This is a genomic window from Pseudomonas sp. FW305-70, assembly GCF_058783925.1.
Genome location: NZ_JBYSYZ010000073.1, coordinates 1 through 12377, shown reverse-complemented (window position 1 = coordinate 12377; position 12377 = coordinate 1). Strand labels below are relative to the sequence as shown.

General features: G+C 60.7%; 9 protein-coding genes. 1 reads left to right on the top strand and 8 read right to left on the bottom strand.

Translation table 11 applies throughout. From position 1 onward, the window contains the following. Window positions 1-92: 92 nt before the first annotated feature. From AC3WN7_RS28110 to AC3WN7_RS28075, 8 genes are all read right to left on the bottom strand, one after another. Window positions 93-1013, bottom strand: a complete 921-nt coding sequence (locus AC3WN7_RS28110) for a LysR family transcriptional regulator (RefSeq protein ID WP_095964451.1) — start codon at window positions 1011-1013, stop codon at window positions 93-95. Between the two features lie 108 nt (window positions 1014-1121). Next, on the bottom strand, window positions 1122-1988 hold the full coding sequence (locus AC3WN7_RS28105) for an ABC transporter permease (RefSeq protein ID WP_095964450.1): 867 nt from the start codon (window positions 1986-1988) through the stop codon (window positions 1122-1124). Between the two features lie 21 nt (window positions 1989-2009). After that, window positions 2010-2870 carry an ABC transporter ATP-binding protein gene (locus AC3WN7_RS28100; protein WP_102675794.1) on the bottom strand — a complete coding sequence of 287 codons (861 nt, stop codon included), beginning with the start codon at window positions 2868-2870 and terminating at the stop codon, window positions 2010-2012. Between the two features lie 5 nt (window positions 2871-2875). Continuing rightward, window positions 2876-3901 carry an ABC transporter substrate-binding protein gene (locus AC3WN7_RS28095; RefSeq protein WP_015092949.1) on the bottom strand — a complete coding sequence of 342 codons (1026 nt, stop codon included), beginning with the start codon at window positions 3899-3901 and terminating at the stop codon, window positions 2876-2878. 18 nt (window positions 3902-3919) lie between these two features. Beyond that, entirely contained in the window at window positions 3920-4807 is an 888-nt protein-coding gene (locus tag AC3WN7_RS28090; RefSeq protein ID WP_102675795.1) for a TauD/TfdA dioxygenase family protein, read from the bottom strand. Between the two features lie 370 nt (window positions 4808-5177). Continuing rightward, entirely contained in the window at window positions 5178-6542 is a 1365-nt protein-coding gene (locus tag AC3WN7_RS28085; RefSeq protein ID WP_095964447.1) for an HlyD family type I secretion periplasmic adaptor subunit, read from the bottom strand. After that, entirely contained in the window at window positions 6532-8688 is a 2157-nt protein-coding gene (locus AC3WN7_RS28080; RefSeq protein WP_102675796.1) for a type I secretion system permease/ATPase, read from the bottom strand. Before AC3WN7_RS28080 ends, AC3WN7_RS28085 begins: the two co-directional genes overlap by 11 nt. A gap of 42 nt (window positions 8689-8730) precedes the next feature. Then, on the bottom strand, window positions 8731-10080 hold the full coding sequence (locus AC3WN7_RS28075; RefSeq protein ID WP_095964445.1) for a TolC family outer membrane protein: 1350 nt from the start codon (window positions 10078-10080) through the stop codon (window positions 8731-8733). Window positions 10081-10437: 357 nt separating this feature from the next. Here AC3WN7_RS28075 and AC3WN7_RS28070 point away from each other — a divergent pair. Further along, on the top strand, window positions 10438-12377 hold a 1940-nt coding region (locus tag AC3WN7_RS28070), incomplete at its 3' end, for a retention module-containing protein (RefSeq protein WP_492575434.1).

Below are 12377 nucleotides of genomic sequence, written 5' to 3'. Positions count from 1 at the left end.
TCAAGAGCGCCGCGTTTAGTCAGTAAACACGCGGCATCGTTAACGACCATCGCGAGCAAGCTCGCTCCTACAGGGGGAGGATGCGCTCGACCTCAGTCCGGCTGCGCAGCCAGCCACGTTTCATCGCAGCAGGTTTTCAGGGTTTCACGCAGCCAGCGGTGCGCCGGGTCCTTGTCGAAGCGCGGGTGCCAGGCCTGGGTCAGCATCAGGGTCGGCAACGGAATCGGCAGGTTGAACGAGCGCAGTTTCAACCCCAGCCGCCGCACACTCAGCAAGGCTTCCTTGGGCACCGGCAGGATCAGGTCGGAATCGGGCAAGGCAAACATCGCCGCATGAAAGCTTGGCGCGATCACCGCCACCCGCCGCTCCAGGCCCAAGGCATTGAGCGCGGTATCGATCGGCCCCCGGGCAATGCCGCGCCGGGACATGCTGATATGGGAATAACCGGCATAGCGCTCAGCCGTGATCTCTTCGTCCAGCAGCGGATGATCCTCGCGCACCAGGCCGACGAAGTGGGTGGAAAACAGGTTCTGAACCTTCACTTCCGGGGTCAACGGCCGTGTGTTGCTGACGCTCAGATCGATCCGCCCTTCGCGCAAGGCCTCATCATCGCCATCGCCTTCCGGGACGAAACGCAATTCGCAGTGCGGCGCTTGCCGGTCGAGGGTGGCGAACAACTTGCCGCCGTAAACACCGACAAAGAAGTCGTTGGCCCGAATACTGAACCGCCGCCGCAGCGAACTCAGCTCCACCGCATCGGCCGACCGAAACAGCAATCCGGCCTGCTCCACCACGCTGCGCACTTGCTCGCGCAACTCCAGCGCCTTGGGTGTCGGCACCAGGCCACGGCCGGCGCGCACCAGGATCGGGTCGCCAATGGCTTCGCGGATGCGCGTCAACGTCCGGCTCATGGCCGCCGGGCTCAGGTTCATCCGCCGCGCCGCCCCCACCACACTGCCCTCGTCGAGCAAGGCGTCGAGGGCGACCAACAGGTTCATGTCCGGGAGTTGCATGCAGAGCACTCATGACCGATCAGGATTGATCCAGGTGCAATGCTAGCAGATCAAAAGATCGCAGCCTTCGGCAGCGCCTACAGAGGAATGCGATCTCTGGATTTGCGATCAGCGCTGCATGCCCCAGCGCTTGACCGTCACCCGCTCCAACGAATCAAACACCAGGTTCTCCACCAGCAACCCAATCAGAATCACCACCGCCAGGCCGGCAAACACCTTGTCGGTATACAGCTCATTGCGATTCTGAAAGATGTACCACCCCAACCCACCTTTGCCGCTGGTCGCGCCAAACACCAACTCGGCAGCAATCAACGTCCGCCAGGCAAACGCCCAGCCGATCTTCAGGCCGGCAAGGATCGACGGCAGCGCCGCCGGGATCAGGATGAACAGCACAAAACGCATGCCCTTGAGGCCATAGTTGCGCCCGGCCATGCGCAGCGTTTCCGAGACGCCGAGAAACCCGGCGTAGGTGTTCAGCGCCAAGGCCCAAAGCACCGAGTGCACCAGCACGAAAATCAGGCTGTTCTGCCCCAGGCCGAACCACAACAGCGCCAGCGGCAATAGAGCGATAGCGGGCAACGGGTTGAACATCGACGTCAGGGTACTGAGCAAGTCGCGACCGAATTGCGTCGACACCGCCAGCGTCGTCAGGCCAAACGCCAGGACGATGCCGATCAGATAACCCTTGAGCAACACCACCAAAGAGATCCACACCTTGCCCAGCAACTCGCCACTGAGCAAGCCGTCGTACAGCGCGTGAGCGGTCTGCAAGAAGCTCGGCAGCAGCAGGTCGTTGTTCTGAAACTGCGCAACGGCTTCCCAGAGCACGGCGAGCAACACCAGGATCAGGCTTTTACGCAACCAGCCCTGTTGCCACAGGCGTTGCCCAAGGGGTAGTTCACGCTCCAGCGGCACACTGGTCAGTGGCTGCAAAACCGTTTCGAACGCTTCACGCGGGGATGATAAATGGCTCATCGGGCCCTCCTCTCAACGGGATCAATACGCGATGCGGATGTCAGCGAAATCCAGTTCGTGCTCGGCTTGCGGTGATTGACCTTCGTCGAACAACAGCCGGTGAATGCGGCGCGCCGATTCCTGAAATGCCACACCGCCCAGACTGTGCAAATCGTATTGGTGGCTGTGCACTTCCGCCCGCACTCGCCCCGGATGCGGTGACAGCAACAGAATGCGGTTACCCACCACCAGCGCCTCTTCGATGGAGTGCGTGACGAACAGCAGCGTGAAGCGCACTTCCTCCCAGAGCAGCAACAGTTCCTCCTGCATCTTGCGTCGGGTCAGCGCGTCGAGGGCGGCGAAGGGTTCGTCCATCAGGAGGATTTTCGGCTGCATCGCCAGCGCCCGAGCGATGGCAACCCGAGCCTTCATGCCACCGGACAAGGTGTGCGGATAGGCATCGGCAAACGCCGCCAGACCAACCTTCTCCAGGTAGTGCAACGCCCGCGCTTCAGCCTCTTTGCGCTTGAGGGTTTTCGAGGCCAGCAGCGGAAACATCACGTTCTGTTTGACGGTTTTCCACGGTGGCAGTTGATCGAACTCCTGGAACACCACGATCCGGTCCGGCCCCGGCGCATCGACGCGCTGGCCTTGCAGACGGATCTCGCCTTCCACAGGCTGGATGAAGCCGGCAGCAGCCTTGAGCAAGGTCGACTTGCCGCAACCGGACGGCCCGAGCAGGACAAAACGGTCCGCCGGATCGATCTCGAAGCTGACTTGATGGGTCGCCCGCACCACCCGCTGCGGCGTGCGGTACTCGAGGCTGACGTTATCGACCGACAGCAGCGCCTGGGCTGCCGCGATCGGATTGCTGACCGTGTGGCCTTGCAAAGGGGCGTTCATTTCGGTCAGCTCCCTTGCAGCGGCTTGGCGTCCTGGAAGAAATAATCCTTCCACGAGTCCGGTTTGTTTTTGATCGCGCCGACACGGTAGAGGAACTCGGCCAACGGGTAAGTGTTTTTCGGCGTGACGCTGAACTCGAACTGCGGGTTATCGATGATTTTCAGCAACGCGGCGCGGTCGATTTTGGCCTTGGTCACGCGGATGTAGGTGTCCGCCGCTGCACCTTTATCGTTCTGCGCAAACTGTGCGGCTTCGGTCAGCGCTTCGATGAAGGCTTTGTAGGTTTTCGGGTTCTCGTTGCGGAATTTCTCGGTGGCGAACAGCACGGTCGGCGAGTTCGGGCCGAGCAGGTCATAGGTGTTCAGCACCACGTGTACATTGGGATTTTCCAGCGCCTGATCCTGGAATGGCGGGTTGGAGAAATGCCCGGTCAACTCGGTGCCACCGGCTACCAGCGCTGCTGTAGCGTCGGGGTGCGGAACAGCGATGGTGTACTTGTCGAGGCGGTTGAATTCCTTGTCGCCCCACTGCCTGGCGGCCGCGTATTGCAGGAAGCGCGACTGTACCGACACGCCCACCGCCGGCACCGCGATGCGGTCCTTCTCGGTGAAGTCGGCGATGGTTTTGACCTTCGGATTATTGCTCACCAGGTAATACGGAAAGTTGCCGAGGGAAGCCACGGCCTTGACGTTCTGCTTGCCATGGGTGCGGTCCCAGATGGTCAGCAGCGGGCCGACACCGGCACCGGCAATGTCGATCGAGCCGGACAGCAACGCATCGTTGACCGCCGCGCCGCCCGAGAGCTGGGTCCAGTCGACCTTGATGTCGATACCTTCCTGCTTGCCGTACTTCTCGATCAGGTTCTGATCGCGCACCACGTTGAGCAGCAGGTAGACGATGCCGAACTGTTCGGCGATGCGGATTTCACCTTCGGCGTGGGCCACGGTCGGCGCCACCAGGCTGCCGGCGATCAGGCTGAAACCCAGGCCGATGGCGGCGGCCAGGGGTGCAAAGGGCAGACGTTTGGACATGATCAATTCTCCGGCAATTCAGAAAGGCGCGTCGCCCTGGATGGTGGTGCGATACAGCTTGCGGCGCAGATGGCTGGGGCAGCCGGCAGCAAGGTGGATCAGCGAACGGTTGTCCCAGAACACCAGGTCATGGGGCTGCCATTGATGGCGGTAGATGTTTTGCGGCAACACGCTGTGGGCGTAGAGCTCGGCCAACAGTTGCTGGCTCTCGTCCTCCGGCAGGCCAACAATGCGGGTGGTGAACCCCTCGCTGACGAACAAGGCCTTGCGGCCGTTTTCCGGGTGTGTCCGCACGACCGGGTGGACGACTTCGGCGACCTGGGCCAGTTGCTCCGGGGTCAGGGTCGGGCGCCAGTTGCCTTCGAATTTGGTTTCGCTGTAACGCGCCGTGTAGGAGTGCGCGGCCGAGCGGCCTTCTACCGCTTTGCGCAGCGCCTCGGGCAGGTTGTCCCAGGCCTTGTGCATGTCGGCGAACAAGGTATCGCCGCCCTCCGAGGGCAGCTCCTGGGCATGCAGCATCGAGCCCAGGCTCGGCAGTTGTTTATAGGAGAGATCGGAGTGCCAGAACTTGCCGGCGTCGCCCAGGCCGATGTTCTGGCCGTTTTCGACGATGTTGGAAACGATGAGGATTTCCGGATGCCCTGCCAGCAGGAACTGCTTGAGCACGTGAATCTGCAACAGGCCAAAACGACGGCTGAAGCCGATGTGCTGTTGCGGGGTGATGCGTTGGTCGCGGAACACCACCACATGATGGTCCAGGTGCGCGCGGTGAATGCGGGCGAAGTCCTGATCATTGATCGGGCGGGACAAATCGAGGCCGAGGATTTCGGCGCCCACCGCTCCGCTGAACGGGCGGATTTCAAAGAGTTGTGGCGCGATGCTTGGCGAAGCTGAAGCTGCAGACATAAATCACTCCCACGCACGGCACGCTCAAAGGCGCGCGCGTCGATCAGAAACTCACGGAGGTCCCGTGTTGGTTCGTGTCGTGCGGCGCGCCGATTGGTCGGCAGGTACGCAGGGGATTGACTTTATAGGTATAAGAATTGAAATTTAAATACCGTTAATGAATAACGATATGGCGATTGAAAAGGGACTGCGTGGATTGTGGAGTGACGTTATTTGTCACTTACTGACAGGGTTGTGGTGTTTTGACTGGCCCCATCGCGGGCAAGCCCGGCTCCCACAGGTTTCTGTGTCAAACACATGATCGTGTTTCAACAGAGAACTTGTGGGAGCCGGGCTTGCCCGCGATGGGGTCAGTGAATTCACTAAAGATCTAGCGCTCGTGCAGCGCCTCGGCCCGCGCGCGGATGATCGGCTTGAGCAGGTAGCTGAGGACAGTCTTCTTGCCGGTGATGATGTCCACGGAAGCGACCATCCCTGGAATGATCAACAAGGGTTTTTCGTCGGTGCCCAAGTGGCTGCGGTCGGTGCGCAGCTTGATGATGTAGTAGGTGGTTTTCTTGTCTTCGTCGGTAATGGTGTCGGCACCGATCTGTTCCAGCTTGGCCTTCATCCCACCGTAGATGGTGTAGTCATAGGCGGTAAATTTCACCGTCGCTTCCTGCCCCGGATGCAGGAACGCAATGTCCTGCGGGCGGATCTTCGCCTCGACCAGCAAGGTGTCGTCCAGCGGCACGATTTCCACCAGGTCGCTGCCTGGCTGGATAACCCCGCCAATGGTATTGACCAGCAGCTTGTTGACGATACCCCGCACCGGCGAGGTGACCAGCGTCCGGCTGACCCGGTCTTCCAGGGCCTTGCCGGTGGCTTGGGCCTTGTTCAGATCGGTGCGTGCTTCATTGAGTTGGGTCAGGGCATCGCTACGGAACTTGCCGCGAGTTTCGTCAATTTTGCGCTGCACTTCCTTGATCGCCGACTCGGCTCGCGGAATTGCCAGGGTGGTGGCGTCGAGCTGGCCACGGGTCTCCGCTTCGGCACGCCTGAGGCGCAGGACTTCCACCGGCGATACCGCGCCCTGGGCCACCAATGGCTCGGACATGCTGATTTCCTGACGCTGGAAGCCCAATTGCTGGCGGTACTGCGCCTGCTTGGAGGTGAACTCGCGCAGCTCCTGCTGGCGCTGGATCAATTGCTCCTGCAAGCCGCCAATCTCGTCGTGCAACTGCTGGCGGCGGCTGATATAGAGCGACTCTTCGCTCTTGGCCTGACCCGGCACGGCCTTGAGTACATCCTCGGGGAAATTCAGCGGACGATCCTCGACCTCAGCACTCAGGCGCTCGACCCGCAGCACCATCGACAACCGATCGGCCTCGGTTTCGCCGACGTTCGAGGCAAATCGCGTATCATCCAGGCGAAGCAGCGGGGCACCGGCGTCGACGATCTGGCCTTCCTTGACGAACAGCTCGGAAATGATACCGCCCTCAAGGTTCTGGATTTTCTGGATCTTCGACGATGGAATCGCCTTGCCATCGCCCTTGGTCACTTCGTCGATGACTGCGAAGTTGGCCCAGAGCATCAGGAAGACGAAGAACGCGATGATCGCCCAGATCGTCAGCCGCACCACACGCGGCGCATCTTCGATCAACGCCTTGTTGACCTCCGGCAGCGGCTGGCCCTGGAGCGAAGAAGAGCCCTTGAAGTAGCGAAGGATCGAACCCTTACCCGACTTAAGCAACACTGATCTGCCCCTTCTTCAACGCTTCCATCACCGCAGCTTTCGGGCCGTCGGCGAGTATCTGCCCGCGGTCGATCACGATCAGCCGATCCACCAGCGACAACAGCGATGCCCGGTGCGTCACCAGCACCACGGTCTTGTTTTCGATCACGGCGGCCAGGCGCTGCTTGAGGCGCTCTTCACCGGTGTTATCCATGGCACTGGTCGGTTCATCGAGCAGCAGGATCGGCGGATTGAGCAGTAACGCACGGGCCAGGGCCACGTTCTGCCGCTGGCCGCCGGAGAGGTTCTGCCCGCGCTCGCCCACTTGCAGCTCATAACCCTGCGGATGCAGGCGCGCATATTCGTGGACACCGGCCAGCTCTGCCGCTTGCAGCACCAGCTCATCCTCGACATACCGCGCACCGGAAACCAGGTTGTCGCGCAAGGTGCCGGCGAGCAACTGAATGTCCTGGGGCACGTAGCCGATGTTGTAGCGCAGCTCGCTGACGTCGATCTGGCGGATATCCACACCATCGACCAACAACGAGCCATCATCGGGCTGATAGAGCCCTACCAGCAGTTTGGCCAGCGAGCTCTTGCCCGAGCCACTTCGGCCAATGATGCCGATTTTCTCACCGGGCTGAATCGACAGATTGATGTTCTTCAGCGCCAGGTTCTGCTGTTGGGGGTACGTGAAATTGAGCTGGCGGCATTCAATGGCGCCCTGCAATACCTTGCGGCTGAGCGGGCGCTCTTCGAAATTGCGCTCCTGGGGCAGTTCCATCATTTGATCGACGGACGTCATGGTCACCCGTGCCTGCTGATAGCGCGTCAGCAACCCGGAGAGCGACGCCAGCGGGCTGAGCGCACGGCCACTGAGCATGTAGCAGGCAATCAGGCCGCCCATGCTCAGGTGACCGTCGATGATCTGGTACACACCGAAGACGATCATGATCACCCCGGCCAGTTGCTGGATCAGCAAGGTGATGTTCATCGCCAGGCCGGACAGCATCTTCACCCGCAATTCAAGGCGACTGAGGGTGCCGATGGTCTGTTCCCACTGATACTGGCGTTCGCTTTCGGCGTTGTTGACCTTTACCGCATCCAGCCCGGCCAGGGTTTCGATCAGGCTCGACTGACGCTCGGCCCCCAGCGCCATGGTCCGCTCCATGGTCGCTACCAGGGGTTTTTGCAACGCATAGCCGATGGCCAGGGCGATCGGGAATGCCAGCACCGGTATCCACACCAGATGGCCGCCGAGGATCGCGATAACCATGAAAATCAAAAGGGTGAACGGCAGGTCGATCAGGCTGGTGAGGGTCAGCGAGGCGAGGAAATCGCGCAGACTCTGAAACTCATGGATGTTCTGGGCAAAACTGCCGACCCGTGCCGGCCGGTATTTCATGGTCATGCCGACGATGCGCTCGAACAGCGTGGCCGAGATGATCAGGTCGGTTTTCTTGCCGGCCAGATCCAGGCACAGGCTGCGCAGGCTTTTGAGGATCAGGTCGAAGAGGTAGGCGCCAGAGATGCCGACGGCCAGCACCCATAGCGTCGCTTCGGCCTGGTTCGGCACGACACGGTCGTAGACGTTCATCACGAACAACGGCGCGGCCATGGCAATGATGTTGATCAGGAAACTGGCGGCAATGGCGTCGGCGTACAACCAGCGCGAACGCTTGAGGGTGTCGCGGAACCACGAGCGCGCACGGGGAATCAGCGTGCCGTGATTGACGTCGAATTTGTGCTGCGGCTGGGCAAAAAAGACTTTGCCGGTGTAATCGTCGGCCAGCAGCTCGCGGCTGACCATGGACTCACCGCCATCGCTTTCGCTAAGCAGCACCCGCGCCTGATCTTCGCCTTGCCAGCCAAGCAGGACGGCACTGCGACCGTCCTTGAGCAGCAACAATGCCGGCATGGCAATCGCCGGAATGTCCTCCAGCTTGCGCTGCAGCACCCGGCCTTGCAGCCCCGCGCGAGCCGCCGCGCGTGGCAGCAGCTCGACACTCAAACGCTGCTCGGGCAGTGGCAGGCCGGTGGTGAGCATGGCCGCGCTGGCCGGCTTTTGGTGCAGCATGCAAAGAGCGAGCAGACCATCCAGCAACGGATCGTCATGCAACGCGCGCGGATCATGAATGAGTTGAACCCGACTGACTTCTGATTCCACGCTCGGCACTCTTGGCTAACAATTGAACAATGAAGGTCCTGCTCAATTCATACCGGGCAATTGGACCTTGGGCTTCACGTCGTTCTGCACAACGGATGCCAATGGTGCGACCACTCCCTGGCTCTTGAGCAACTCGCCCATGGTCGCCTTGATTCGGTACTGAGTAAATAACTGAATGTTCTTGATCTCCGCCAGACGGCGAGAAGAGGAGAACAACTCGTTCTCGCTGTCGAGCAAATCGAGCAGAGTGCGCTCGCCAAGGCTGAACTGACGCTGGTAAGCGGTACGCACGGCGGTGCTGTGATCAACGTACTGCTGGGCGATCGGCACCTGGGCATTGGCGTTGTTCAGGGCGTTCCAGGCCAGGCCAAGTTCTTCATTCAACTGGCGCAGGGCGTTGTTGCGGATGTCCAGTGCCTGGTTCGACAGGTAGGACTTTGATTCCAGGTCGGCCTTGTTGCTACCGCCGGCATACAGGTTGAAGCGCATGCGCAGCATGGCCTGCCATTCGTTGTTGTGGCCATTCTGACCATCGATATCGTTGTCTGCGGTGCGACCCAACTCAGCATCGAAGCGTGGGTAGAAGGTCGACTTGGCTGTGTCGTACTGCTTTTCGGCAGCGGCGATGTCGGATTCGGCCGAGCGCAGGATCGGGCTGTTTTCCAGCATCTGCGCGCGGGCTTCATTCAGGTTGGCCGGCATCAGCGCCAGGAAACTCGCCGGGCGCTCCAGTTGATCGGGCATCTGGCCGACAGCGGAGAGGTAATTGGTCTCGGCATCAGCCAGGTTGGTCTGCTCGGTGATCAGGTTGTTGCGCGCCTGGGCCATCCGCGCCTCGGCCTGATCGAGGTCGGCGCCGCTACCGACGCCACGCTGGGTGCGCAGCTGGATCTGGTCGTAAATGCGTTGGTGGCTCTTGAGGTTGTCCTCGGCCAGGCGCACGAATTCGCGCCGGGTCAGCACGTCGAGATAGACCTGGGCCACGGTCAGCCCGGTACGCTCGGAAGTACTCAGCAGCGAATAGGCACGGGAGTTGACGGTGGCTTGTTGACGCCCTACTTCGCTGGTCGTCGCAAAACCGTCAAAAACCATTTGGGTCAGTCGCAAGCTCGATTCGCTGCGGTTCAGGGTTTCGAAGTGATTGTTGCTGCCGTCTCGCGTCGTCACACTATCGGTGCCTTCACGACCATAACCGCCCAGCAGGTCGACCCGTGGCAAGTACCCGCCTTTCGCCGCCTTCAACTGATAATCAGCCGCCAACCGGCTGTTGACACCTGCCTGGACCTCCGGATGGACATCCAGCGCTTGTTGCATGGCTTCTGGTAAGGATTGCGCCTGGACGAAAGACGCGGCGATAGCGAAAGGTAGAGCCATGAACAAAGGCGAACGCATTGTAGGAATTTCCCAGGACTTCTTGTCTTGAATCACGACTGAAAAACGCGCCGTGTCGGAAGATGGCGAGCGGAATGACCGTATGTCGGAAAGCTCAAAAGCGGAACTGGATCACATACCGAGGACAGGGTCACAGCTCAAATATCAATGTGACATTACTGGGACGATTGTTTAGGATGGATCCAAGAAGGTCAATAGTTTGGCATAAGGTTAATAACGAAAAATTATAGCCAAAATATTGACGAATTAGCGCGTCAAATTTGTGCATCTATTTTGCAAAGAACGTCCAGACTGGTCGGCGCAGACGCCATCAGGTCTATGGAAGTCAACTGAACGTGACACCCCGGAGAGTCTTCAATGAGCAGTGTTGTTGCCATCGTCAAAAGCATTGTCGGTCAGGTTTTCGTGGTGTCCCCGGAGGGCATCCGCCGAGTTCTCGTTGAAGGCGACAAACTGTTTGCCGGCGACCAGGTCGATACTGGCCTTTCTGGTGCCGTGTCTCTGGAACTGGCCGATGGCCGTACGCTCGATCTGGGCCGTGACACCCAATGGAGCGCTGACGCGCCGGACTCCAGTGCTGACCTGGCAGCCGCCACTGCGCAAGCCGCGCCTTCGGTAGAAGAGCTGCAACAAGCCATTGCCGCCGGTGCCGACCCGACCAAAGACCTTGAAGCCACCGCTGCCGGCCCGACTGCAGCAGGTTCTGGCGGTGCCGCCGGGGGCGGTCACAGCGTCGTGATGCTCGACGCCACGGCTGGCCGTGTCGACCCGACCATCGGTTTCCCAACCGCGGGTATCAACCCTGCCGGGCAAACGACCCTGGAAATCCCGGGTAGCCAGTCCACCAACGCCAACGTTAATGCCAACGTTAATGCCAACGCCAATTCCCCGAGTGAATCAGTCCTCAGCCTCAGTGCCACGCCGACCATCACCGAGGCTGGTGGCGTGCTGGTGTACACCGCGACCCTGACCCAGGCACCGCTGACCGATCTGATTGTCACGTTATCCAACGGCGCCGTGATCGTGATTCCCGCAGGCGCGACCACCGGCACAGTCAACGTGCCATTGGCTGCGAACGACACTGTCTATAACGACGCGACCCAAATCGATGTAACTGTCACCGGCACCAGCGGCGGCAGCGGCATTACTGTGACGCCGCCGACTACCCCGGCCGCGACCCAGGTCACCGATACCCTCGACACCACCACGGTCACCCTGACGGCCGGCAACACCGTCACCGAAGGCGGCCAGATCACCTACACCGCGACCCTGACCAATCCAGCACAGACGCCAGTAACCGTCACTCTGTCCAACGGTTCGACCATCACTATCGCCGCTGGCCAGACCAGCGGCACCGTGAACGTGCCGACCTCGGCCAATGACGTCTATAACAACGGCAGCACCGTCAGCACCACCATCACTGGCACCACGGGCGGCAATTTCGAGAACCTGGTGCCGAACACCGCGCCAGCCGTGACCACCATCACCGATTCCGTGGACAACACCGGGCTGACCCTGACGGCCACCGGCAACATCACCGAAGGCGGCCAGATCACCTACACCGCGACCCTGACCAACCCGGCCGGCACGCCGATGACCGTGACCTTGAGCAACGGCTCGGTCATTACCATCGACGCGGGCCAGACCACCGGCACCGTCGTGGTTGGGACCCCTGCCAATGACGTCCATGTCAACGGCAGCACCGTCAGCACCACCATCATTGGTACCACGGGCGGCAATTTCGAGAACCTGGTGCCGAGTAAAGAACCGGCAGTAACATCCATCACTGACTCGATTGACACTACCACCGTGACCCTGACCGCGACGCCGAGCGTGGACGAGAACGGCACCATCACCTACACCGCGACGCTGACCGATGCCCAGGGCAAACCGGTTACCGCGCAGAACGGTCCGGTGACCGTGACCCTCGACAGCGGCAAGGTGATCACCATCGCCGAAGGCCAGAGCTCCGGCAGTCTGCCAGTGACCGTGGGCAACGACGTCTACCAAGGCCCGACCACCGTTACTGAATCCATCAAGGACGCGGTGGGCGGCAACCTCGAAGCGATCAACCCGATCAAGACTCCGGTGGAAACCACGGTCAACGATGTCAGCGACACCACCACGGTGACCCTGACCGCCACTCCAAGCGTGGACGAGAACGGCACCATCACCTACACCGCGACCTTGACCGATGCCCAGGGCAAACCGGTCACTGCGCAGAACGGTCCGGTGACCGTGACCCTCGACAGCGGCAAGGTCATCACCATCGCCGAAGGTCAGAGCTCCGGCAGCCT